General features: G+C 47.5%; 24 protein-coding genes. 7 read left to right on the top strand and 17 right to left on the bottom strand.

The window, feature by feature from the left end; genetic code table 11:
• Positions 1 to 20: 20 nt before the first annotated feature.
• Positions 21 to 803: a LysM peptidoglycan-binding and 3D domain-containing protein gene (locus KNO95_RS03905; RefSeq protein ID WP_026825971.1), complete on the bottom strand. Its 783-nt coding sequence runs from the start codon at positions 801 to 803 to the stop codon at positions 21 to 23.
• A 208-nt stretch (positions 804 to 1,011) separates the two neighbouring features.
• Between KNO95_RS03905 and KNO95_RS03900 the strand changes: the two genes are divergently transcribed.
• The gene (locus tag KNO95_RS03900; protein ID WP_026825972.1) at positions 1,012 to 1,272 is read left to right on the top strand and encodes a DUF1294 domain-containing protein; all 261 of its coding nucleotides are present in this window, start codon (positions 1,012 to 1,014) and stop codon (positions 1,270 to 1,272) included.
• Positions 1,273 to 1,423: 151 nt separating this feature from the next.
• The gene (locus KNO95_RS03895; RefSeq protein ID WP_026825973.1) at positions 1,424 to 2,218 is read left to right on the top strand and encodes a helix-turn-helix transcriptional regulator; all 795 of its coding nucleotides are present in this window, start codon (positions 1,424 to 1,426) and stop codon (positions 2,216 to 2,218) included.
• A gap of 16 nt (positions 2,219 to 2,234) precedes the next feature.
• On the opposite strand, the gene KNO95_RS03890 is transcribed toward KNO95_RS03895, so the two are convergent.
• Positions 2,235 to 2,993 (bottom strand): glucose 1-dehydrogenase, encoded by a 759-nt coding sequence (locus KNO95_RS03890; protein WP_214878335.1) that lies wholly within the window; start codon positions 2,991 to 2,993, stop codon positions 2,235 to 2,237.
• Between the two features lie 184 nt (positions 2,994 to 3,177).
• On the opposite strand from KNO95_RS03890, the gene KNO95_RS03885 reads away from it, so the two are divergent.
• Positions 3,178 to 4,014 carry an alpha/beta hydrolase gene (locus KNO95_RS03885; RefSeq protein WP_026825974.1) on the top strand — a complete coding sequence of 279 codons (837 nt, stop codon included), beginning with the start codon at positions 3,178 to 3,180 and terminating at the stop codon, positions 4,012 to 4,014.
• Positions 4,015 to 4,048: 34 nt separating this feature from the next.
• Here the strand turns inward: KNO95_RS03885 and KNO95_RS03880 are convergent, their stop codons facing one another.
• The 6 genes from KNO95_RS03880 to bglA all read right to left on the bottom strand — a co-directional run bounded on the left by KNO95_RS03880 (position 4,049) and on the right by bglA (position 9,382).
• The gene (locus KNO95_RS03880) at positions 4,049 to 5,002 is read right to left on the bottom strand and encodes an alpha/beta hydrolase (RefSeq protein WP_051545974.1); all 954 of its coding nucleotides are present in this window, start codon (positions 5,000 to 5,002) and stop codon (positions 4,049 to 4,051) included.
• Entirely contained in the window at positions 4,995 to 5,549 is a 555-nt protein-coding gene (locus KNO95_RS03875; protein WP_026825975.1) for a helix-turn-helix domain-containing protein, read from the bottom strand. Before KNO95_RS03875 ends, KNO95_RS03880 begins: the two co-directional genes overlap by 8 nt.
• A 192-nt stretch (positions 5,550 to 5,741) precedes the next feature.
• On the bottom strand, positions 5,742 to 6,566 hold the full coding sequence (locus tag KNO95_RS03870; RefSeq protein WP_214878333.1) for an SDR family oxidoreductase: 825 nt from the start codon (positions 6,564 to 6,566) through the stop codon (positions 5,742 to 5,744).
• 87 nt (positions 6,567 to 6,653) lie between these two features.
• A complete protein-coding gene (locus KNO95_RS03865) occupies positions 6,654 to 6,977 on the bottom strand; it encodes an ArsR/SmtB family transcription factor (RefSeq protein WP_026825977.1) in 324 nt (107 codons plus the stop codon).
• A 69-nt stretch (positions 6,978 to 7,046) separates the two neighbouring features.
• Complete coding sequence (locus tag KNO95_RS03860) at positions 7,047 to 7,856, bottom strand: MBL fold metallo-hydrolase (RefSeq protein WP_051545975.1); 810 nt, start codon at positions 7,854 to 7,856, stop codon at positions 7,047 to 7,049.
• A gap of 89 nt (positions 7,857 to 7,945) precedes the next feature.
• The gene (gene bglA, locus KNO95_RS03855) at positions 7,946 to 9,382 is read right to left on the bottom strand and encodes a 6-phospho-beta-glucosidase BglA (RefSeq protein WP_026825979.1); all 1,437 of its coding nucleotides are present in this window, start codon (positions 9,380 to 9,382) and stop codon (positions 7,946 to 7,948) included.
• Positions 9,383 to 9,519: 137 nt separating this feature from the next.
• Here bglA and KNO95_RS03850 point away from each other — a divergent pair, with 137 nt between their 5' ends.
• On the top strand, positions 9,520 to 10,230 hold the full coding sequence (locus KNO95_RS03850; RefSeq protein WP_026825980.1) for a GntR family transcriptional regulator: 711 nt from the start codon (positions 9,520 to 9,522) through the stop codon (positions 10,228 to 10,230).
• A gap of 48 nt (positions 10,231 to 10,278) precedes the next feature.
• On the opposite strand, the gene KNO95_RS03845 is transcribed toward KNO95_RS03850, so the two are convergent.
• The 4 genes from KNO95_RS03845 to KNO95_RS03830 form a co-directional block, all read right to left on the bottom strand.
• Complete coding sequence (locus tag KNO95_RS03845) at positions 10,279 to 10,740, bottom strand: NUDIX hydrolase (protein ID WP_026825981.1); 462 nt, start codon at positions 10,738 to 10,740, stop codon at positions 10,279 to 10,281.
• 25 nt (positions 10,741 to 10,765) lie between these two features.
• Positions 10,766 to 11,353, bottom strand: a complete 588-nt coding sequence (locus KNO95_RS03840) for a hypothetical protein (RefSeq protein ID WP_152538885.1) — start codon at positions 11,351 to 11,353, stop codon at positions 10,766 to 10,768.
• 122 nt (positions 11,354 to 11,475) lie between these two features.
• Positions 11,476 to 12,198 (bottom strand): hypothetical protein, encoded by a 723-nt coding sequence (locus tag KNO95_RS03835; protein ID WP_026825983.1) that lies wholly within the window; start codon positions 12,196 to 12,198, stop codon positions 11,476 to 11,478.
• A 752-nt stretch (positions 12,199 to 12,950) separates the two neighbouring features.
• The gene (locus KNO95_RS03830; protein WP_026825985.1) at positions 12,951 to 14,213 is read right to left on the bottom strand and encodes an NCS2 family permease; all 1,263 of its coding nucleotides are present in this window, start codon (positions 14,211 to 14,213) and stop codon (positions 12,951 to 12,953) included.
• Between the two features lie 282 nt (positions 14,214 to 14,495).
• On the opposite strand from KNO95_RS03830, the gene KNO95_RS14450 reads away from it, so the two are divergent.
• Positions 14,496 to 14,618, top strand: coding sequence for a hypothetical protein (locus KNO95_RS14450; protein WP_255349577.1), 123 nt, complete (start codon positions 14,496 to 14,498; stop codon positions 14,616 to 14,618).
• Positions 14,619 to 14,830: 212 nt separating this feature from the next.
• Here KNO95_RS14450 and KNO95_RS03825 read toward each other — a convergent pair whose 3' ends face one another.
• From KNO95_RS03825 to KNO95_RS03805, 5 genes are all read right to left on the bottom strand, one after another.
• Entirely contained in the window at positions 14,831 to 16,330 is a 1,500-nt protein-coding gene (locus KNO95_RS03825; protein WP_026825986.1) for a PH domain-containing protein, read from the bottom strand.
• Positions 16,327 to 16,854 carry a PH domain-containing protein gene (locus tag KNO95_RS03820; protein ID WP_026825987.1) on the bottom strand — a complete coding sequence of 176 codons (528 nt, stop codon included), beginning with the start codon at positions 16,852 to 16,854 and terminating at the stop codon, positions 16,327 to 16,329. Before KNO95_RS03820 ends, KNO95_RS03825 begins: the two co-directional genes overlap by 4 nt.
• A 65-nt stretch (positions 16,855 to 16,919) precedes the next feature.
• Positions 16,920 to 17,162 (bottom strand): WGR domain-containing protein, encoded by a 243-nt coding sequence (locus KNO95_RS03815; protein ID WP_034771062.1) that lies wholly within the window; start codon positions 17,160 to 17,162, stop codon positions 16,920 to 16,922.
• Between the two features lie 137 nt (positions 17,163 to 17,299).
• Positions 17,300 to 17,767 carry a hypothetical protein gene (locus KNO95_RS03810; protein WP_026825988.1) on the bottom strand — a complete coding sequence of 156 codons (468 nt, stop codon included), beginning with the start codon at positions 17,765 to 17,767 and terminating at the stop codon, positions 17,300 to 17,302.
• A gap of 252 nt (positions 17,768 to 18,019) precedes the next feature.
• Complete coding sequence (locus tag KNO95_RS03805) at positions 18,020 to 19,111, bottom strand: FUSC family protein (protein WP_026825989.1); 1,092 nt, start codon at positions 19,109 to 19,111, stop codon at positions 18,020 to 18,022.
• A 175-nt stretch (positions 19,112 to 19,286) separates the two neighbouring features.
• Here KNO95_RS03805 and KNO95_RS03800 point away from each other — a divergent pair, with 175 nt between their 5' ends.
• Positions 19,287 to 19,907, top strand: a complete 621-nt coding sequence (locus tag KNO95_RS03800; RefSeq protein ID WP_026825990.1) for an NAD(P)-dependent oxidoreductase — start codon at positions 19,287 to 19,289, stop codon at positions 19,905 to 19,907.
• 16 nt (positions 19,908 to 19,923) lie between these two features.
• The gene (locus KNO95_RS03795) at positions 19,924 to 23,310 is read left to right on the top strand and encodes a dynamin family protein (protein ID WP_026825991.1); all 3,387 of its coding nucleotides are present in this window, start codon (positions 19,924 to 19,926) and stop codon (positions 23,308 to 23,310) included.
• Positions 23,311 to 23,413 lie beyond the last annotated feature (103 nt).

Genomic DNA, 23,413 nt, shown 5'->3' with positions numbered 1-23,413 from the left:
GTGTCCTTGATTATCTTGAATTAGTTCAAGACTTTGATTGTAATTGACTTGCGACCGAAGTTGAGCGCTTGCTCTTGTGTCGGCATCAAGATATCGATCTTATTCCCTTTGATGGCACCACCAGTATCTCCTGCGATGGCTGTACCGTATCCTTCAACCCATACTTTAGAGCCGAGCGGAATGACAGAAGGGTCGACCGCGATGACTTTTTGGTTCGGGTTCGAACGAACGTCGATACCTGTCGCTGTGATACCAGAACATCCAGCACAGTATGGTGTATAAGCTGTTGCTTCAACAGTCATCGTCTTACCTGAAGCCGGAGCTTGGGTTTGCGTTGTAGACGATGCTGTTTTAGTGACAGGCTTAGATGTTGAAGTCTTTGGTGCTGATGTCTTCGCATCGTTTGCTACTGACGCAGCTGCTGCACCTTTCACGGCAAACTGTTGCCCTGGGAAAATAAGATCTGAATTAAGACCATTCCAAGTCATCAATTGATTGACAGAGATCCCGTTGTTTAATGCGATACGATAAAGTGTATCTCCTGATTTAACTGTATACGTTTTTGATGCAGTAGCAGCTTTTGCTTCTGCCTTTCCAAGTTTCAAGACTTGGTTCGGATAAATCATATTTGAGTTTAAGCCGTTCGCTTGTTTGATGTCATTTACAGAGACGTTGTTGTTCACGGCGATACGATAGAGTGTATCTCCAGACTGAACTGTGTGTGTTGATGCTGCCGAAGCTGGAGCAGCGACTCCTAAACTAAGGCCAGCGAGTGCCGTTAGTGTCAATAGTGGTTTTTTCATAAGAATATTCCTCCCTTTTCTAACGCCCCCTTACTGTAACACCTATATGTTTCACTGCGATTACAGGACGATATGAGAGTGTTATCAGTTCATTTACAGAACAATTCGCGAGGATGAGAGGTTTCAGAAAATTGTTTTAATCTATTAGAACGGCTTTGTAAAGCCATTTTAAGATATAATGAAGAGAGAAATAAGGAGGTTTTGGTCTTTGGAACTATTACTGCTGTATTACATTGTGACTAATTTACTAGCCTTTGTGTCATTTTATGTCGATAAACGACGGTCTCGCGTCGGGGCTTGGCGTATTTCGGAGCGTACGTTATTGACGATGACTTGGGTTGGTGGAGCTTTTGGAGCGTATTTGGCGATGCGGATCTTTCGCCACAAGACGCTGAAGCCTAAATTCCGGATTGGGGTACCTGTCGCCATCCTCGTTCATGCCGCATTTACAGGATGGCTAATCTTTTAGGCGTTATATAGAAGAAACTTGATTGCGCCTATTACTGATCGACGATTTGAAATGTCGGATTCGTCCCACTTTATTTTCGTTTTAAAGTGTTTCTCCGTGAACAATCGAAATGAAATGTCGGGAAATGATCATAGTGAGGAGGAAGACGTTTTTGAAGAGTATCGAAATGATTCGTCATGGGCCAATGACATTAAAGGTAACCGATTGCTTCACCGTTCTGCTATGCGAGTCTGGAACGTCTTTGATTCGGGTGAACGGAGTGAGCCTCAACCTTGATTCGAGAGAAGCCGTCCTCTTGGCACGAGGACAAAGTATCATGGTGGAACAAATCGAGGAAGCGTCGCGGATGAGGCTACTCGAGTTTGATCCCGCTGCTTTGTTCCATCCCGATCTGGCGAGGCGATATGTAACACCACATCTCACTTCGGAAAAATCCATACATATTTTAAAACAGGAACAGGGACATCAATCTGTCATTCAGACGATTGAACGCGCCGTCCAACATTCTCAAGCGGACGGACCGCTCGCATTAATGGATGCGACACTGCAGTGTACGGTCATCTGGCGTTATTGGATTCAGCAAGAGGGTCAAGCGATGAAGCATGAGAAGAAACGCGAGAGCCTTCGTCAGATGCTCGCTTATATCGACGCTCACATAGAAGACAGGCCGACGTTAGCTCAAATCGCTCATGCGGGCAATGTGAGTCGAAGTGAATGCTCTCGCTTGTTTGGATCCTTTGGAGACACATCTCCCATTGCGTATGTGCAGATGAAGCGAATGGAACGAGCTGCCACGCTGTTAGAAGATTTGAACGAAAGCATCGCGGACATCGCCAATCGTCTCGGATACGCAAGCGTCAGTCACTTCGTTCAAATGTTTAAAGTACATCACACCGTGACGCCGCTCACTTACCGAAAACAGTACAAAACGAAAAGAGCCGAATGATTTCGGCTCTTTTCGTTTATCTTGCCGTCCAACCGCCATCTGCTTTCAGCACATCTCCATTTACAAAACTTGAATCGTCCGATGCTAAAAAGAGCGCGACGTTCGCAATCTGCTCCGGCTCTCCCATCGGCGCTTCCCCCGCCCCTTGAATGGCTCGCATCCCGAGTTCACTCGGTGCCGTGATCGTCGACCCGATGTTCGTATTGACGCCACCCGGTGCGATGGCGTTTGCTCGAATCTTGCCAAGCGTGCCATACGTCGCCGCGATGTTTTTCGTTAACCCGATTAACGCATGTTTGGATGCCACATACGCCGCACCACCTCTTGTACCGAACAAGCCTCCGACCGATGCGTTATTGATGATGACGCCACCATGGTCCTGCTTCTCCATCACTTGAATGGCGGCACGTGAAAGTTTCATCGGCCCGGTCAAATTGACGGCAAGGATCCGTTCCCATAATTCATCTGTCACTTCACCCACGGTCATGAAGTTGTCCATGATCCCCGCATTATTGACGAGAATGTCGACCGACCCGTACGTTTCTTTCGCTTTATCGACGAGGTTGTCGATATCCGATTGATTCGCTACGTTACCAGCGATGCCGACGACATCCCCGCCTCCTATCTTGATTTCTTCGACCACTGCCTGAACAGCATCTTCATTCAAGTCGAAGGCGACGACCCGCGCGCCTTCCTTCGCGAACAGTTTGGCGATGGCTCGCCCCATACCAGAACCAGCACCTGTGACGATTGCTGTTTTCCCCGAAAGCTTCATTCATCATTCCTCCTTTGAAGGTCAGAACGTACATGATGCGTGATGACAGAGATTTGCCTGTCACTATGTTATACCCGCATTTGTCAGCGACCCCATTCAGAAACATAGAAAATTTTCTTCAATTGATTTCCAACTATCTTTATACTTGAATGGAAACCACTTCATTGTATAGAGGAGAGATGACGTGAGACAATTTCAAGTCACGATTCATGGCCAAGGTGATCCCGTATTATTCCTTCCCGGTGGGGGCTTCACTGGATCGCAAGGATTACAGTTCGTTGAAGCCCTACATAAAAAATCTGAAGTCCATCTCTTAGATTTACCGGGATTTGGTGAAAGTGAGGGGCTACATACATACGCCACATCCAAAGTACTAGCGGACTGGGTCGAGTCGTATCGAATCTCTCGAAAACTTGATGCTGTTCGATTAATCGGTCATTCGATGGGGGGCGCGATTGCTCTCGCCTACGCGGTCCATTATCCCGACCGAGTCAGGCGCTTAATACTACTCGACCAAGGTCATAAACCGAATGCTGTGCTCCCATATCGTGAATACGGCATCTTCGGCTTCACCTTCCCGCTTTTGCGACTACTGTATCACTGCTCTCCACAACATCTTTTAAACTGGTTTGAAGCTCGCATGAACAAGAGTGACTCCACGTTTTCTGAAGAGCGGTTCCAAGTGTTCTGTCGACGGATCGGGGTTGAACCGACCGCAAACGTTCGAACAGCTTTCGAGCGTCCGGCACGTCTGTCGTCCGGTGGATTACATTTGTTGTTCGGATATGACGGACTTGATTTCACCGACTTGCTACAACGGCTCCAAGTCCCGACGCAACTTTACTATGCAGACTTCACAGGTATTGGTTTGAAAGAGGCGAAACGGACGCTTTATCATGTCAAACGAGCGGAACGACAACTCCATCCCTCTGTACAATTGATTGCCGTACCAGGCGGACACTTTGTTCAGTGGTGCCGTCATTTCTCGATGGGAAACGTCGAGCGATTCCTACATTCGTAAAAAGGACAGCGGAGCAGAATCCGCTGTCTTTTCGTCATGATGTCCAATTGTGGTGGATGAGCCATTCGTGAAGTTGATGCTGTAGCTCAGGATGGAGCGGTTCCCTGAGTTGTGAACGATATTGTTTTTTCACGTCCAAAATACTCATCTCACCGTCGAAATGTTTCAACATATGGTCCATATCCTTAATCTTCTGTACCTCGATATGTTCCGCGTGAAGTGCGTCGAGCTCGTCTAGATGCTGGACGTCCGTTTGAACGTCCCGGTCCCCTGTCAGTGCGAGCGTCGGAATGTTCAACTGAACCAATCGTTCCCGAAACGACTCGTTTGTGTAAGCAAGATGCTCCCGTAACCATTTGGCAGGAAATTTCATCAGCTGGATCCGCATCGTATCTTGATTCGTTGCTGTGACGCGCTCGAACAGTTTTTCTTGTTTCCCGATGACCGACTTCTCGTTCAAGCTAAGTCGAAGCAGCTTGCCCTTGATTCCTTTCGTACGTTTCACTTCTTCGAGCAAAGCATATGCCTGTTCCTGCATGCTCGTCTTCAAGGCGACACCGGCACCGGACAACAGGATGAGACCGGAAACGGATTCACGTTCGGCCGCGAGCGTTGCGACGATGCATCCTTCACTATGACCGAGCAATAAAATGTCTTGTGAGACATGGTCATGAGATTTCAGATAACGTACGATAGCCGTCACGTCATCAACGAGTCCTGTCAGACCGACGCTACTTCGATTGCCGCCACTCTTGCCAACCCCACGTTTGTCATAGCGTAACGTGACGAATCCTTGTGTCGACAGCCATTCTGCTAAGTCTTTATACACATTCGACTTGAATCCGATCCCGTTTCCGTCCCGGTTCAATCCTCCCGTACCGCCGATGAGGACGATGGCTGGAAAGTTCGACTGATTCTGATTGGGTGACGTGAGGGTAGCAGCAATCATTGTTTCTCCTTGAATCAATACCTCTTCTTGTTTATACATCTTCCGCTTCCTCCTTTTCTCCGACCGGCATGACGGCATAGGAGAATTTTCGTAACGTCCGTTCTTCTGACGGTTCATGTTCGAGCATACTTTCTAATAGATCATAGAGACCTTTTAAGAATCGATCACTTTCAGAATCGGACAGATAAAGCGGGATACTTCGGAATCCAACTTTGTCTTTCTGAAGGTCAATCGAGTCGCGCTTCAGATAGTTCCCAAAATCCATGAGCAGTGACATCGTGAATGTATAACAGACCATGTACAGTTGTTCGCGGTCCTCTTTCTCCACAATCTTGTTGATGCTGGTCAACGGGTTGTTTTGAATCGCGTACACCTTCTCATACACCCCGCGTACTTTGTTCTCGCTGACGACGGATAAGATTTCATCTTGTACCATCTTGTTGATATGGCGATAGAGGCTCGCCTGCGGTACATCAGGAAGTACTTTTGCCAAATCAGCGGTCGTCACTCCTTCATTCATCAGAACATGTTGAAAGATTTTCATGCGAATCGGGTTCAACAGGCTTTTTAAAACGTCTTGGTCCATCATCTTCACCTCATTATTATCACATTTAATAATATTATTACTTATGATAATATCATGAGCCTGAATAGATGTCTATCTGTATCCAAAAAGTCATCAAGTTTGTGGTTACACTATCGTGAGGTGATGCATCTTCAAAAACACCATTAAAAAATCCTTCTCATTTTCCATAGAAAACAAAAAGGATGTGATTTATTACTTCTTTTCAACGACACCTCGAACAATCGCGAAGAATAGACGGTTCGGAAGATAGCGCTTGAGCGCAATCAATAACCCTGCCTGTTTACCCGATGGATAACGGAGTCGTTTCTTCCGTTCGGTCGCAGCGCGCCAAATCGTCTCGGCGACGACATCAGGTCCTTCGGCGTTCGCACCAGCGACGTTCGTGTTATGAAGTGCGACCTCCGTATAGTCATCATATACATCGAGCGGTTGGTCGCGAACGAGTTCTTGGGAACGACCGTAAAAGTCTGTCTTGATTGGTCCCGGTTCAATCAATTTCATGTTGATATTGAATGGTGCCAATTCGAACTGAAGCGATTCGATGAATCCTTCAATCGCCCATTTTGAACTGTGATACAAGCTGTAAATTGGGAATGTGATCTGTCCACCGACGGAGGAGACGGTCACAATCCGTCCGCTCCGCTGTTTGCGTAAGTATGGAAGTGCTGCCCGAATCACGTTCATGACCCCGAAGACGTTCGTATCAAATTGCCGTTGAATCTGTTCCGGCGAGGCTTCCTCGAAAATCCCGACCGCACCGTACCCGGCATTGTTCAACAACACATCGATCGTTCCGTGATCCGAGACGATTTGTTCAAATGCCTCTCGAATACTCGTCTCGTTCGTCACATCTAGCTGATAGAGCGACACCCCTTTCAGATTAGACAACTCTTGATGATTCTCAGGTTGTCGCATCGTCGCAGCGACAGTCCAGCCTCGTTTGCTGAACAGTTCGACCGTTGCCCGGCCGATTCCTCTCGATGCTCCTGTGATGACAATGGTTTGTTTCTGATTCATGTTCATTCCCTTTTAATGTTTATATGTTTAAACTTTTAAACGTATTGGTGGAAAAGAAGCCTTTCTCTCTGTTTCCAAAAAGAAAGGTCAAAGGATGCATTCGTCTTCAATCGCTCGTGTCAGTGCCTTCAGCAGTCCGACCGCGTCCTCGAGCGTCAGGAAGTAAAAGTTCTCTGTCCCGACTTTCTCGGATGAGACGATGCCCGCTTGTCGCAACAGTTTAAGATGATGCGAGATGGCCGGTCGAGACAACTCGATCTTTTCATCAATCTGATTGACGTTCAAGCGTTCATGTTTGGCGATCTCGACGATGATCCGTTGCCGATTGACATCGGCTAATACTTGGAACAGTGGGATCGCATCTTCAAATAAAGAAAGCGATAACTCGGGTGTTGTATCTGTTTGTTTCATATTCATCACTCCGTTTAAAAGTTTAAACGTTTAATCCTACATTTAGAATACTAGGTGATCCGCCTTCTGTCAACGAAGTTGTTCGTAGACTTCCCGAAGAATACTTGAAATCATATGCCTGGAGTCATAATCCCGCTTGGAGATTTTGACGAGCGGTGACGGATCAGGGAAGAGATGGGCGTTGATATCGTCAATCGTATAGCCCGCAGCCGTTTTCGTGATCACGTCATCGGTCAAGCGTTCTAGGTAGTCAAGCTTTTTAGTCAATTGCGCCCTCCCCTGTTCGAGACGCCCGGCATGTTGGCAGTATACTTCCTCGAAATCAAGTGTCAGGACACGCTTGAGCGAACGGATCTGTTCAGGGACCGACTCCTCTGGAATCATCACTTTCGGATACGGATGGACGAACAAATCACCTGAGAACAGTCGACCGTTCTCCTCATCGTATAAGACGACGTGATTCGGTTCATGGCCGGGTGTATGGATCACCTCATAGGAATGATGTTCTGACGTGATTTGATTGTCATGATAGGGGATTGGTTGAAACGGTTCCGGGTCACCGGAGAAGCGCGCCCGGTAATCCGGGATGTCTAGTCCCGTTCGGCACATTTCCAATGCGGATTCACGTATGTAGATCGGTACCCTGTACGTTTGATCAAGCCAAGCTGCCGTTCCGATATGGTCTTCGTGAGGGTGTGTGATACTGACAAGGTCGATTGGGACCGATTCATAAAACGATTGGAGAGACGGTAGCATCGTCCGTGTCCCCGTATCGATGATCATGCCGTCGATGTAATACACATACATCGACATTTCGAATGGACCGTTCTTTACTTTGGCACTAACGGCCGTCACCGGTCCATGTTGTTTCACTTCCATCAGGCTTCCCTCCTGGATCGTCATTTTCTACATTATAACGAAAATAAGCAAAGACCTGCAGACATTTCACAGTTCTTTGCTCATCTTATTTATAGATTCTCTCCATTCGTTGCGATGACACGCTTATACCAGTCGAACGAGTCTTTCTTCATCCGCTCCATCGAGCCGTTCCCTTCATTGTCACGGTCGACATAAATCATCCCATATCGCTTCTTCATCTCGCCTGTCGTGAACGAGACGATGTCGATAATGCCCCAAGGGGTGTACCCAATCAAGTCGACCCCGTCATAGAGGACGGCTTGCTTCAATTGTTCGATATGGGCCTTCAAATAATCGATTCGGGATGCGTCATGAATCTTCCCGTCGACAATCTCATCGACGGCACCGAATCCGTTCTCGACGATGAAGAGCGGAATCTGATAGCGGTCATACAGACGATTGAGCACATATCTGAGACCGACCGGGTCAATCGCCCAGCCCCAGTCACTCGACTGGATATACGGATTCTCGACACCATTCGGCAGACCACCGTTGACGATATCTCCGCTGTTGTCCGCGACGACGTCACTCTTCACGGTCGTCGACATATAGTAGCTAAAGCCGAGATAATCGACTTTCCCGTTCTGTAAAACCTCTTCGTCCCCTTCAAGGATCGGGATGTTGTATCCTTCGCGCTCGAACTCGTTCAATGCGTAACTCGGATAGAACCCACGTACTTGTACGTCCGGGAAGAAATAGCGTTGGCGCATCATCTCTTCGGCGAGCATGACGTCGTCCGGGTTCGATGAATACGGGTAGATTGGGACATGCGACACCATCGCCCCGATTTCGAAGTCCGGATTGATTTCTTTCCCTTTGGCGACGGCGAGGGCGCTCGCAATCAGTTCGTGGTGCCCCGTCTGATACATGACTTCGCGGGCATTCTCCCCTTCTTCTAGGAGAACACCCGAATTCGTCCATAAGAAGAGCGGATTGTTGACGTCCATCTTGTTGTTGATCTCGTTGAACGTCATCCAGTATTTGACCTTGTCTTTGTAACGGTCGAAGCAGACCTCCGCGAAGCGGACGAAATGGTCGACGACGGCACGGTTGCGGAAGCCACCGTATTCACGGGCAAGGTGGAGCGGCATCTCGAAATGCGAGAGCGTGATGATCGGTTCGATGTCATGTTTGAGTAACTCATCGAACAAGTCGTCATAAAATTGGAGACCCGCCTCGTTTGGTGCTGCATCATCCCCGTTCGGGAAGATGCGACTCCACCCGATCGATGTACGTAAACATTTCAATCCCATTTCAGCGAAGAGGGCCACATCTTCTTTGTAACGATGATAGAAATCAATCGCCTCATGGTTCGGATAGAACTCATTCGGTTCGACCTTGTCCGTGATCCGGCGCGCGACGCCGTGTGCACCTGCCGTCAAGACATCGACGACACTCGGTCCTTTGCCATCAGCGTCCCAACCACCCTCGAATTGATGAGCGGCGAGTGCGCCTCCCCATAGGAAATCTTTAGGTAACGTCTTCATCCTCTGTTCCTCCTTTTGATATATCATACATGGCAAGTATAATTGTACCGGTACAATTATACAAGGTCGGTACATTGAATTACTTTTGTTTTTTTCATGATATAATAGAACCAGTGACGAAAAAGTGAGGAATGACCATGCTAAAATACCAACAAATCGCGAATGAAATCGAACAATACATCCATGAACAAAACTTAAAACAAGGCGATAAGCTCCCTGTCCTTGAGCAGATGATGAATCAATATGCGGTGAGCAAGAGCACCATCACGAAAGCTTTAGAGCTGCTCGAACGAAAGGGTGTCATTTTTCAACTGCGGGGAAGCGGCATTTTCGTCAGACGACATAATCGACCTGGCTATATGAGCCTCTTCTCTACCCAAGGGTTCAAGAGCAATCTCGGAGACCGCGTCTTGACGTCTGATGTGATTGATGTGTCCGTCGTGAAGCCAGACGCTACGGTTGCGGAAAATCTCGGGATTTACGTGACTGACGATGTGTACCGGGTCGAACGGGTAAGATATGTGGACGGGGAAGTGCTTTGTCATGAAGAATCGTATTATGTAAAAGCCATCGTCCCTTATTTGAATCGCGAGATTGTGGGCGACTCTATTTTCGATTATGTCCAAAGTGCGCTCGGTGTCACAATTGGTTTTTCTGACATGTATCTACAGGTCGGGCGATTGACGGACGTGGAAGCGGAACACCTCGGATTGCAAGAAAATGATCCAACGCTTCGCATCGAAACGATCTTTCATCTGACGAACGGGAAGCCTTTCGACTATTCACGGATCACCTACCACTACGCACATTCGCAGTTCGTCATTCAGGCGAACGGACCCTATATGTGAAGAAACCCCTCATGCGTGCATGAGGGGTTGTTTGTCGCGAGATGAATATCACTTCACGACGGGGAAATTAACCTGTTCGACCCAATCGTCAATGAACCGACGTTGATGTTGATGTAATCGCGGTAGGTCTTCTCTTGAGAAAAATCGATGTTCGTGACTTTCGTCTGTCAATTGAGCGATTTCTCCTGAGAATGAATGGGTGTAAAAGATGACTTGAACACTATAGACGCGATCACCGTTTTCATAAGTGGCATATCCCTCATCACCAGAATAGATTCCGAACAGTTTCAAATTATCCACGGAGAGCCCCGTCTCTTCGAGAGTTTCACGGATGGCTGTCTCTTCAAATGATTCCCCAGGCTCCATAACGCCACCAGGGATTCCCCAAACGCGATGATCTTTTCGGTGTTGCAATAGAATTTGATTGTCCTGTTCGATGAGGACTCCACATCCTATAGTGATTAATAGATTCGATCCGATTAATTGACGCATATGTTGTATGTAACTCACTACACTACCCCTCTGTATTTAGAATTCAAAAAATCTTGATATCCCCATTCACATGATCAATGAAAGAGTACGTATCGTCAGCATCATGTGCGAGTATGAAATTTCCTAGTATATTTGGATGAAATTCAGTAGTAAACGTATCAAATGTCTGCTCGTATGTCGGATATGAAAGGGACTGCCACACATTCTTCGCCTTCGGAACTTGAAGCTGAGGCAATAATTCCTCTTCAATCAATCCTCTCCAGTCTGGGTTATGCAACGTGAAGCGATAAACGTTCTCACGAGGACCGTACGTTCCACCTAAACCAAACGCCAATTTGATGGGAAACGCGCCTCTAACCACATGTTCAAAGAATGTCTCGATTTGGACAATACCAGCTGTCACGACATGTCTCACTTGGTTTCCTTGAAGCGTCAACCCGTCTTCGTAATAACTTACGACCCAATCTCCTCCTATATAGAGGACAAGCACCTCATACAGAGAGAGAGTTAGTTCCGATTCTAATGTCTCAAGATTCTTGATGATTTTGGTCGTCACATGCTTTTCTTGCCGTTCAAAAGAGAAGCGTTGTTTTCTCGTAGCTTTCACAGTCCGTTTCCGTTCAATGCGCAATGGAAAGTCCTCATTCTTCAGATGTCGAAAAATCAATCGGTTTGCTTCTCCTTCTTTCAGTGCATGACTCGGTATGATCACTATTTCTAAAGGTCCATGTTGATTGTATAAGTCTTTTGACATCATGCTGTTTTTCGTCTCTTGAGGAACCAATATCCGAATGGAAACATCGCTAACACCGCAAAGCCAATCAATCGATTGAGGCTCGATGTTGGATTGTTTGATTTTGCTTCATCCGAATAGTCACCCGCGCCACCCATCATCCCTTCTTCAGCAGATTCCTCGAGACTTGCATGCTCTTCAATCAATAAGGTTTGGAAGTCCTTCGTTGAAATTGCATCCCCGCTGACCATCTGTTTTGAGTAGGTTGTCAGTGCCGTCAACATGCCCCCGTCATAATCAAACCACGCGGACTTTTCTGTGTATTTCACGAGATCGCCTTGTACGTCTATCAACGCTTTTGGGGTTTCTTTATCTGAACCGAACGTTGAGAACGCATATGTACCCGCTGATTGTTCATACGTTCCGATCACGTTGACCGGTTCATCATCTTGAAAGACGGTCGCTACATATTCTTTTTTAGGGACGAACGTGCACGTTTCCCCCGTTTTGTAGCAAGAGGTTGACGGGATATACGTCTCTAACAACGGACCGAACGTGATGTTCTCGCTGTCGGTCATATGATAGTAAGTCGGGTCGTCCCCTCGAATATGATCCATCACAATGTCATAAAAATATGCATCCGCAAATCCTTCCGGCGAAGATTCTGTCATCTCGGCTGATACGGTCGTCGTGCTTGCAAGCAGTCCGGCACAACATATGAGTAAGCTCGTCATTCGTTGCATGTGTTTCTCCTTTCATCACCCTGAAGATTTCAGCAGCATCGCGTGATTGATGTGAATCAATTCGGCGTGCGGCTGTTTGTGACGACTGACATATGAAGTAAAACATGATGACGCAACAAACGCGTTCGATCCATGAATCATCGCCAGTCGGACGAGAATGAGCCGTAATTGTTTTCTTCCTCCTCCTAATAACTTTCGTTTGTCATGACAGTCAGTGACCAAATCGCAATGCCGCTCCCTGAGATATCTATTGATGAATAGTAACGATAGCCTAGTTGACCGAAATAGGAGATGAAGGCGACCATTAGCAAGGAGAATAGAATTCCTGATACAAAGATTGTCTTGGCTTGCTTCATTGATGTTTCCGTTTATGTATATTCGATTTCATCTCAAGTGACGGTTCCCCTCATAAATTTAATCCTTTATTTGGAAATAGGATTAAAAATATTATACCATGCACCTTAACGGAATATTCAGTTATTTACCGACGAATAAAAAAATGTCCGTTCATTGAACGAGCATCCACACTTCTCTTACTTCATCATCTTCACCAAACTTCCACTCTTCAAATCCACATACGCATACATCCTGGTCACTTCGAATGCCCCATTTAGTGATGAATGTTCTTTATTGAGGGATTGGAATCCATTTTTGACTGAGGAGTCACGAATTACAGCGATTATAGCATGAACCGTCTCATTCGATTCTTATAAAAAGGGCACCGTTCGTGATGAACGATGCCGTGCGTGTCTCTATAACCAGACTGGTAATGAGAAGAAAACTAAGAACAATACGGTCAAGACACCGACGACCGGACTGAGTGACCGGTAGCCCTTCTTGAACAAAACAATCATCGTGTATGCGATGAACCCGAGACCGATCCCATCGACGATGGAATATGTGAACGGGATCATGATGATGACGAGAATCGCCGGGAAGGCATGCTCCCAGTTATCGAGAGGCAAATGCTTCACGTTTTGGAACATCATCATGCCGATGATAATCAACACCGGTGCAATCGCCGTCACAGGGATGATTGCAAAGAGTGGTAGCAATATGAGCGATACCACATACAATCCAGACGTGACGAATGAAGCAATCCCGCCTCGTGCACCGACCGAGATCCCGGCAGCCACTTCGACTGTTGAGACAGTTGGGCTTGACCCGAACATGGCCCCGGCCATCGTCGACAAACCTTGTGCGACGAGACCTTTCGGCGCCTCTTCTTCTTTGCCGATTGCCCGTGTCTGATTCTGGATCAAGCTGATGTTTTCAATCAACAAGACGAGCGTCAGTACACCGACCGCGACCAAGAAGAGCGGAGACGCAGATTCCGCGAACGAGATGTTTCCGAATACCGTGCCGAATGACTCGAAAAATGGTGTCAATGCGAAGCTTCCCGTCCATTCTAGTGTTCCCATCACGGCACTAAGTCCGACACCGAAACCGATCGTCCAAAGGAAGCTGCTCGGTCCCATCTTCAAGAACAGCAAGATGGCGACGAAGAGTGATAAAAAGGCCACCTGGACGTTACGCTCACCGAGGTCACCGATGTGGAGCAATGCCCCACCCCCGCCTGAGACGATTCCAGCCGCCTCGAGACCAATCAAGATGAGGAAGAGGCCGAGACCGACCGTCAATCCGTCATGAATGATTGGTGGAAAGGCGTTCGCCAATTTCCTCGCCACTTTGGTCACCGTCAACAATACGACGAGTACACCTGAGACGAACGAGACGGCGAGCGCACTTTGCCAGCTCAAGCCCATCTGCAAGACGAGCGTGTACGTGAAGAGCGCGTTAATCCCCATCCCCGGTAACAAGAGCAGCGGAAGATTGAAGAATCCCGCAATCAACGTCCCGATGATGCTTGTCAAAATCGCTCCGACGAGCGCCCCTTCGAACGGGAGTCCGGCTTGTGTCAAAATTGCCGCATGCACGGCCGGGATGTATGCTGTCGCCAGGAAGTTCAGCACGCCCCCGTATGTTTCTGTTTTCCATTCTGTTTGTTTTGCCATAGGAATCAATCCTTTATTGGCACCCTCACCCACCCGTGTATACACACGAAATTGATTATATCCTGTCAGACATCTAACAAGCAAGAGCGATTCGACTCAATTCCTTCTTTGGACCCATTCATGAGACCAATTCCATCAAAAGATTCATTTTGAAAAACAAGAACGTTTGTTCTTATTTTTAACGTCATTTTACGAACAAATCTGTTATAATGAAGGGGCAGGTTAACGCAGCAATAGTGGGGTCAGCCGCCAAGTCCACAATGGAGGAAGGCGGTGGTGCGGATGGAACAACTTTGGACCTGGGTTGGAGATTATGTCATGATCCCAATCCTCGCTCCGATCATCGTTCACTTGGTGATTCACCGAACATCCGATCGTGCAACGTCTGAACGCACAAAAAAATGACCCCCTCGGCGCAATGAGATGGGTCACTTTCTGATTCACTAACCATTGTGGCGGCTGGGACCACTCTTAAAGTGGTAGCCTGTAAGCCAGAGGTCGGTGTGTCGAGCACCGGTCTCTTTCTACTTGCATCATACCATACTTTATCCGCGTTTTCAGTAAGAGAAACATCATTTGACACGAAAATCACAAATAATTCAAACGCTCAGGAAACTTTATCCTGAGCGTTTTTCTTTGAGTTCGTTATAACGAGAGAACCAGACGAGCATCTCGTCCGCTTCTTCTTTCGGAATGTCGTCAATTGTCTCGATGGACAAGAATCCTCCTCGAGTCGAGAATTGAACCGTACAAAGTCCGAACCGACGTTGCAAGAGCGATTGCTTCACTTGAATCTGTTCGATTCGCGGTTTGTCCGTCAAGAACGATTGGACGTTGAATGCTCCAGTCCGTAACTGAATGAATTGATCGGTGCGGACATACTTGGTTGTGACGTAACTGAGCACGCGTCCTCCGATGATAATGGCCCATAACAGGAGGAGCCACCATGCGTAATCTCGGAAGAAGTAGAGCACGAGTCCTGATAGGATGAAGCCGAACCAGCTGATTCGTAGTAGTTTGATTCCTAACGCCCGTCTCGGGAGTCGATGCAATTCATCCGACCATGTGAAATACGCAAAGTGTTCACGTAGGACGCGCATCGCCCGGTCACGCCGCACGAACGGGAGAATCGTCGACGACTCGTCCTTCAATTCATCCATCGTCCCTGCTGCCACGAGTTCGACTCCGACGATGTGGAACCAGCGACGGATGAACGTCTCCTTGATGCGAATCGCTTGAATTTTCTCATATGGGATCTCTTTCGCACTCCGGTTCAACAATCCTTTTTCGACACGAATGCGCTCCCCTCTCCGCTCGAGCCGGAAGTTCCCATACTTCAAGAAGTTGATGACCATGCCGATCACGACCGATAGCATCAACACCCCGATGACGAGAAGACCGATGACGATGATGGACGCACGGATGACATAATCTTCGACCTGATTGAACGCCCCATCCAAGTTGATGAAGTCGTCAATCGACGAGATGATTGTCGAGGCGACAGGGAAGATGGCGAAGACAGAGAGCGATGTGACGGAAGCCAACACGATTTCGCGCGTCGACAAGGCGTATAACAGACGGCTTGGTAACGGCTCTGACTGTTCAGGTGTCGCATCCGACTCTTCAGAATCGCCTTCGGTTTGTGCATTCTGTTTCCGATGACGAACTTGCTCGAGAATCTCTTCAAGTCGTTTGGCTTCGGTCGGAAAGACACCAGCCAGTTTGAATGATGCATCGTCACTGTTGGCATTCGTATCGAACGTCAATTCCACGACACCAAGCAATCGATAGAGGAACGGGCTGTTGGAATGGACGCTTTGAATTTTATAAAGCGGAAGCGACTTTTCTTTTTTCAACCAGTTCCCTTCGATGACATAGACGGTCTTTTCATCGAGTGCATATCGGAAGTTTAACCATCCAAAGAACTTTTGGACAATGTCGAGTAATAGGAAGAGTAAGATTCCGACGCGGATGATGATTCCGAATGTCGATTCCCAGTCGTTGTTAAGCACAAAGAGTAAGACGATTGGAATGGCGAACGACTTGATGACTTCGAGAATACGCAGCACCAAAACGCGACTCGGGAGTCGATGCCATGTTAACGCAGTCTCGGTCATACGACATCCTCCTCTTCAATACGTGCATAGATGGCAATCTGCTCGCGGAGTGTCTTGGCGAATGACTCCTCGATTGCATAGATGTCATGAGATCCGGCCGCTGTCCCGATGGTGATGGTCTGTAACCCATATTTACGGAGAAGCGGTCCTTGTGCCGCATGGACATACTGGACTTTTGTCATCGGGATGAGCACATCGTGTGTCGTGATAATTCCATGATGAATCCGAATCTCGAGCGGCTGGACGTCATACGTGAATCGTTCTTGTTTCCACTTTTGGAACCAGATGAGATCAATCAAGCTATAGACGACATCGATGACGAGTAGCACGATTAAACCAACCTGTAGCCAAGTCGGCCAGTCGAACCAATATGCGGCAGCCACGAGCGCTCCCGTGACGAGAAGTCCAATGATATAAAAAATCGCACTTGATAACCGGAAGACGGCACGTGCCTCGATTGGAAGTGTTCCACTGATTCGTTGTGGTGTGACACCTTCTTCTGGTGTCGGTGTTGTTTCTGACATGGTGAATCCCCCTATCGTTCTTATGTATCTGTCTCTATTGTATACGTGTTTCTTCTCGAAAAGTTTCAGGATTCGGTCGGGAATGTACTTAAGCGTTCATCTAACTCATCAAATATAATTGATCCTCTACTTCTCAACTTTTGACGAATGAGGTTCTCTGCCTCTTTCATACACGCTAAATCTGACTCAAAAGACTTTACTTGTACCTTTCCAATCGTCCCTATTTTTCCGTAGTTTACAGCATACTCATCGCCATCAACTAAAATGTTCCAATACTTCGTAACCTGCTCAAACGACCGTTTGATCATTTAAATCCTCTTCCGTCCCAAAGTTTTATGGAGTAAGATGATTGTACCTCGGATGAATCAGAAAAAACGAACCTTTTAATCGGTTCGTTTCCTTCGTATTTCGTAATTTCTCTCGAGTGTGATGATGGATAATAGCTTTACTTCGGCTCGTAGCGGAATCGTGCGATTTTTTCGTTCGCTCTCGCATAGAGTGTTTCCATTGAAAATCGACTCGGTCGAGAAAGATCTTTGGCGTATACGGCTTCAATCGTTTTGTCGATGTAGTCATTTTCTTCTTGAAGATATTCCATAAGTAACATTTTATAGTCTTCAGAAGTCGCTTCCTTCTGTTTCAATCCGTTCAGTTCATCAAGGTATATATCATTTTCTGCTTTGAATCCTTCTAGCTCTTCGACTGCCCCTGCCACATCTACCGTATCCATCGGTAAACTTGATAACATTAACATTTTTATTTGATGATTTTGAGCATCTGCGAGAATGGTTCCGGCATCAAATGAGATAACTGGGCGAGGATCAATTTCTTCAGTAGAGGATGTCGCGCCACAACCAATCAAAGACATCATCATGGCGGTCATCAGGAAGAGTGTTACTAAAATCCTGTTCATGTGCATCCCCCTTCAAAATCAAGTCATAAAGGCAACGTTATCAATGATTTCTCTAGACTAACATAATTTACGTTTATTACCAAATGCATTGTTGTAAACTCATTGTTTTATAGTAGCTATTCACCCTTTATAATCGACTGATAATCAAGAAAAAATCACTACAAAAAACCACGAAGGTACACTCGATTCTGTGCACTCATTCATGGTCTTATGAAATGGTGGTTGTAATTTTCTTGATGGCTTGCTCGTCCCTTAATCCTCGAAAAACCATTTCTTACGTGGTTCCACTTTTAAGTTGTCCCCATGTTTCTTCATTTCAGTTACAAGATAGCGTTCGAGTTCATTCATTGCCTTGACCCAATCGGTCATCGTCGCCACGAGTGGCACAACGATGAGAATGAGTTCTTCCTCTTCTTCTCTCATTCTCTCAATCATCAGTTTCGCAAAGTCAAAGTTCTCATGGATGAGATCCTCTTCCCTGTCGATGAGATGTTCGTTCTCGAGTTCATAGGCTGAAAACAGACGCTCATGTCGACGTAACAAGTGACGAATATGGCGATACAACTCTTCGCTTAGTTGCGGGGGGAGTTGTTCGATTGTATGGAAGTCATGATCAAGTTTCTCGATGACATGGAGTGCAGCCCGGTTCGTCTCAATCATCTTAGATTTAATAACGGCTCGTCGGAAAATCGGCGTCTTCTTCTCAAGCCAGCGATTCGCTTTAATTTCTTCTTCAAAATAAGCATATGTTTGCTTTGAGTCACTATGCAACTTCTTCGTTTCAGGTAGCGACTCGAATGATGAACGACCGCCTTCCGTTTCAGCAAACAAACGCGCGATTCGGACGACCATTTGAAAGACATCGGTTACTTGTGCTTCGAGTTTCCGTTCATACCGAGGTGGGAACAAAAGTGCGTTTACGATTAACGCAACCGTAATCCCCATCATGATGAGTAAGTAACGTTCGCCCGCAAACACCCAAACCGGCATATCGGACTGACTTGCCCCTTCCATGATTAGAATCGTCGTCAAGATAACGGTGCGCGTCGTCGATTCTAAATTTAAAAAGAGAAGGATGGAGATGGCGATGATGATGACGAATCCGATTGCAATCGGTGTCGGATTCGGAGTCAGTAGCAAGGAACCGACCGCAAGCAATGCTCCGATGAGATTCCCTTTCATCTCCTCGATTAGGCGAAGCCCAGTCTGATAGACAGACGGCAGAAGTGCCAGTGACGCAGCGAGTGCCGGGACGACGATTTGTTGGAATTGAAATGCCTCGGCAATCAGCAAGACGATTGCGACCGACAGTCCGGTCTTAATAGTTCTAGCCCCAAATTTCATGTAGTGGTGCCTTCCTCTCTTACACCTGTCATATGTATTTTTTGCCTTCTTCCTCAATTCTAAAACGTACCATATTCTTTTCAAGGGGAAATGAACCATTTCAGGCAGTTTTGTGAACGCTTCCGTGTTATGATGGCGTTGGATATTTCTTTCATCTTGATGGGGAGGGGTTTACTTGTCAACAATTGCTTTATTCGGCGGAAGTGGCCGTACAGGGGAACGGGTGCTTGAACGCCTACTCGAAAAGGGACATCGCGTCACACTTCTAACAAGACAGTCGCTAGGTTCCAATGAAGGGATCGATGAAATTCTAGGAGATGCGACCGACCGAGAGGCTGTCATTGAAACGGTTCGATCTGCAGACGTCGTCATCTCGGCGTTAGGGACGGACAAACAAAATGTATTGTCTACATTCACACCACTCGTCGTTGAAGCGATGCGACAGTTTGATTTGTCCCGCATCATCACAGTCGGGACCGCAGGCATCTTGCAGGCACATGACAGCGATAATTACCGCTTTGAAACGAGCGAATCGAAACGCTCAACGACGACCGCTGCCGAAGATCACGCTCGGGCTTACGAGTTATTACGAGATTCCGGATTGGCCTTCACAGTCATTTGCCCGACTCAACTGATCAATGAACCATCGAGCGGAGACATCATCGTGTCAAAAGAGGTATTGGGGACTAAACATTCAGGTCCAATTTCGAGGGACGATGTCGCCGATTTGGTGATGGCTTGTTTAACGGACGATGACTATGTCGGACACCGTGTCGGCATCACGACGGAATCATAATTAGGGGATGGGAAACATGCACGAACAACAAGAACAATTGGCACGGCTCGCTTTGACGTTTGAACAAGAGGAGATGACGGACGCTGCACGACTCGCCCGGACCGCCCTACAAAAAGTAACGAATGAAGAAGTATGGATTGCCGTCTGTGGTCACTTCTCAGCCGGGAAGTCGACATTGCTCAACGACTGGCTAGAGGACGGATTCCTTCCGACAAGTCCGATTCCGACGAGTGCGAATATCGTCACATTACGTGGTGGCGAATCAGCGGCAGCTGTCGCGATCAATGATACGGATTGGATTTCATTAGATTCTTCTTCCCTATCGAATATCAGTGACTATTGCAAAGTCGAGGAAATCAAGGAAGTCGAGTATACGATTGACCGGTTCCCATTTGATGAACACGTCGTGTTGATGGATACGCCAGGGATTGACTCAACGGATGAACGACATCGCCAAGCGACGGAGCGCTCGCTCTTCTTGGCCGATCACCTGTTCTTCATGATGGACTACAACCATGTCCAATCGGAACAAAACATCGGCCTGATGAAACAATTTAGTCGGGAAGGACGTCCTTACTCCATCATCATTAACCAAATCGACAAGCACGACGAAGGGGAGCTCTCCTTTGTAGACTTCAAGGCGTCATTGACGAAAGCATTCCGTCATCATGACATCGTCCCGAACGATACATTCTATATTTCACTTCGTGATGTACAGCACCCTTATAACGAAGTCGAGCGCTTGCGGTCGTATGTTCGACAAGTCATCAAAGAATCGAAACAGCAACAAGTCGAGCATGCTGATGCATTGATTCATACGTTGGTCCGACGCAACGAAGCATCGATTCAATCGACGTTGGATCAATTGCCGACCTATGAGAAGAGTCCGAAGGAAATGCAATCTCGCCTGCACCGCCTTGAGAAGAAACGGGCATGGTGGACATCGTTCCGTCGCGAATTCTTCAAACATCAGGCGCCAATCGTCGAGAGTGCACCGATCATGACCTATGAATTCCGTGAATTGCTACGTTCCTATCTCGAGAGTTGTGCCCCCTCTTTCAAGGTCGGTTTTTTGTTCTCGAAAGAGAAAACGAAGCAAGAACGCACTCGTCGTGAAGACGTGGCGGTCAAAGAGTTCAACCGTTTGATTGATATGAATTTACGTCCGCACCTCGTGAAGTACGCGGAAGACATCATTCGGGATTTGAAACTTCCAGAGACCTTGCTACCGAAAGGCGATGTCCTCCCGATTGCACCGAGCTCACTCATCACTGAACAAGTGAAGTCCGGCGCATCACTCAGCGGTGACACGGTATTACAGTTCAGCCGTGACATCGAGACGGCCCTGGCGACATGGGTGACGAAAGTATCAGAACCTTGGGTCCATTCGACGGATACGTACATGAAAGCTGAAGTCGACACGCGCTTGGAACTATTTTCAGCTGAAGAAGATGAGTTGTATGAAGCGCTCGATACGGAAGCGTTACGGATTCGTCTTTCCAACCGTTTGGACTCGATTCGAAAATATGAGGAGTTCCAACTTGATTCGAATCAATTAGATCAGTTAGCCGTTCGAAACTATGTCGACGCGACGTACCTCCCTAAAAAACAGTCGAATGTTGTTGAATCAGAGGTTGCATCGACATCGTTTTTAGAAGATGATTATGACTTATTTGATTTTAATTTTTCTTATGAAAATGCGGTATGTGAAATATTAGAGAATCATCCATTGTTCCGCTCCCGTGTCTCGACATTACGCAAGAAAATCGAGCGTGCGAAGCATGAACAATACACGTTCGCCATCTTCGGTGCGTTTTCGGCCGGAAAATCTTCGACCCTCAATGCCCTTCTCGGGGAGACAGTTCTACCGACCTCACCGAACCCGCTTACGGCGTCAATCACGAAGATTGTTCCGCCGAACGGCCGGACGAATCGAACGGCGATGATCACCTTCAAATCACGCGATGAACTTGAGGATGAGCTGCAAGATTATGGGACTTCCCTCGCCTCACTCGATGTCGACCACCCATTCGTCAATGCTGTTAAATCAGCACCGCTCGATTATCTCGGGCAAATGGAGACCGTCGACTATGACACGTTCTGCGCGTTCGTCGCACAAGAAGAGAAAAGCTGTATCGTGAAAGAGATTGAACTGTACCTCGACTCCCCTTGGGCACGACGTGGCATCGTCTTCGTCGACACACCAGGAGCCGATTCACAGTTCAACCGACACAGCGAGGTGCAATTCGGTTACATGCGTGACGCGGACGCCGTCTTGTTCGTCACGTATTATAATCATGCGTTCACGGAAGCGGACCGGGAGCTCGTCATCCAGCTCGGTCGTGTCCAAGGGACGGGAGATCACGAGATGTTCTTCCTTGTGAACGCCTCCGATCTTGCGACAGATGATGAGGAGCGGAATGCGGTCACAAACTATGTCTCACAACAGTTGACCGCGCTCGGTGTCCGTAGACCGACCGTCCTTCCAATTTCAAGCCGAAACGCCATGCAGGGGGATGACGCAGGATTCGATCGATTCGTCTCGACGCTTGAACGCTATGTCGACAAAGACCTTCGTCTCGCGAACGCGATGCGTATCCAGGAAGAAACGACAGCGCTACTCGCTGCATTTGATCGTGTATTGAACGAAGCGAAAGAGGACGCGTCGGCGAAAGAACATCGTCAAAAGCAATTGATTGCTTTATTCGAGAACCCGCCGGCACTCGATGTGTCAGCTCTCATCGACCTATTTGACCGGGAAGCGAAAGAACTCCTCGCCCACCTCGAGACGCGATCACTCCTCCGCCTCTCAGACTTCGTCAAGGAAACCTTCCATCCGGTCGAGGTCGATGGGTCAAGGAAGAGCTTAGAGCGTGCCCTTGGACGTACGCTCGATAAATACGCCTATGACATCCAACAAGAGCTCCAAGTGTTCCAGTATCGGTTGGAGCGATACGTTAAACGTGAGTTCGTCGCCTTGGTCGAACGGTCGACCGAACGTCAAGCATCTCTCCTTCCGACGCTTGAATTCGACCGTGAACTCGACGTGGCATGGCTACGACAGGCTGTCGAACCGATTCATCTCGAGACACCACCTTATCAGTCGGTATTGAAGCGCTATAAGAACGCGAGTCAATTTTTCGAGGGAGACGGTCGGACGCAACTGAAAGATGAGTTGACCTCACTTCTTCGCAATATGATTCGGTCGCGTCTTGAAACGATTCATACGAAGCAAGTTGAGCGGGCCAACGTAGAAATCAAGAAATCCGAAATCGAGATTGAACGAGAATGGTCGACTCAAGTGACGGTACTTGCCGATGCAGAGCTCAGCTTGTTAACGGACAGCCATTCTTTTGATGAGATGCATGAACGACTCGAGTCACTCAGAAAGGAAACGGTATGAACACACTACTTCTAATTGGACTCATCCCTGCCGTCGTCATGACGATTGTATTGGGATTGTTTCTAAGGTATCTCTATTTGAACAAAGAATAATGGAAACGGTC

The sequence above is a fragment of the Exiguobacterium sp. ERU653 genome, from assembly GCF_018617775.1.
Lineage (GTDB): Bacteria > Bacillota > Bacilli > Exiguobacteriales > Exiguobacteriaceae > Exiguobacterium > Exiguobacterium marinum.
This window is presented reverse-complemented; position numbering and strand designations above follow the sequence as displayed.

Bases quoted from the DNA above. Each gene is read 5' to 3' on its own strand.
- KNO95_RS03905 (WP_026825971.1), bottom strand. From the start codon at position 803: ATGAAAAAACCACTATTGACACTAACGGCACTCGCTGGCCTTAGTTTA.
- KNO95_RS03890 (WP_214878335.1), bottom strand. From the start codon at position 2,993: ATGAAGCTTTCGGGGAAAACAGCAATCGTCACAGGTGCTGGTTCTGGT.
- KNO95_RS03880 (WP_051545974.1), bottom strand. From the start codon at position 5,002: ATGTATAAACAAGAAGAGGTATTGATTCAAGGAGAAACAATGATTGCT.
- KNO95_RS03875 (WP_026825975.1), bottom strand. From the start codon at position 5,549: ATGGACCAAGACGTTTTAAAAAGCCTGTTGAACCCGATTCGCATGAAA.
- KNO95_RS03870 (WP_214878333.1), bottom strand. From the start codon at position 6,566: ATGAATCAGAAACAAACCATTGTCATCACAGGAGCATCGAGAGGAATC.
- KNO95_RS03865 (WP_026825977.1), bottom strand. From the start codon at position 6,977: ATGAAACAAACAGATACAACACCCGAGTTATCGCTTTCTTTATTTGAA.
- KNO95_RS03860 (WP_051545975.1), bottom strand. From the start codon at position 7,856: ATGGAAGTGAAACAACATGGACCGGTGACGGCCGTTAGTGCCAAAGTA.
- bglA (WP_026825979.1), bottom strand. From the start codon at position 9,382: ATGAAGACGTTACCTAAAGATTTCCTATGGGGAGGCGCACTCGCCGCT.
- KNO95_RS03850 (WP_026825980.1), top strand. From the start codon at position 9,520: ATGCTAAAATACCAACAAATCGCGAATGAAATCGAACAATACATCCAT.
- KNO95_RS03835 (WP_026825983.1), bottom strand. From the start codon at position 12,198: ATGCAACGAATGACGAGCTTACTCATATGTTGTGCCGGACTGCTTGCA.
- KNO95_RS03830 (WP_026825985.1), bottom strand. From the start codon at position 14,213: ATGGCAAAACAAACAGAATGGAAAACAGAAACATACGGGGGCGTGCTG.
- KNO95_RS14450 (WP_255349577.1), top strand. From the start codon at position 14,496: ATGGAACAACTTTGGACCTGGGTTGGAGATTATGTCATGATCCCAATC.
- KNO95_RS03825 (WP_026825986.1), bottom strand. From the start codon at position 16,330: ATGACCGAGACTGCGTTAACATGGCATCGACTCCCGAGTCGCGTTTTG.
- KNO95_RS03820 (WP_026825987.1), bottom strand. From the start codon at position 16,854: ATGTCAGAAACAACACCGACACCAGAAGAAGGTGTCACACCACAACGA.
- KNO95_RS03815 (WP_034771062.1), bottom strand. From the start codon at position 17,162: ATGATCAAACGGTCGTTTGAGCAGGTTACGAAGTATTGGAACATTTTA.
- KNO95_RS03810 (WP_026825988.1), bottom strand. From the start codon at position 17,767: ATGAACAGGATTTTAGTAACACTCTTCCTGATGACCGCCATGATGATG.
- KNO95_RS03805 (WP_026825989.1), bottom strand. From the start codon at position 19,111: ATGAAATTTGGGGCTAGAACTATTAAGACCGGACTGTCGGTCGCAATC.
- KNO95_RS03795 (WP_026825991.1), top strand. From the start codon at position 19,924: ATGCACGAACAACAAGAACAATTGGCACGGCTCGCTTTGACGTTTGAA.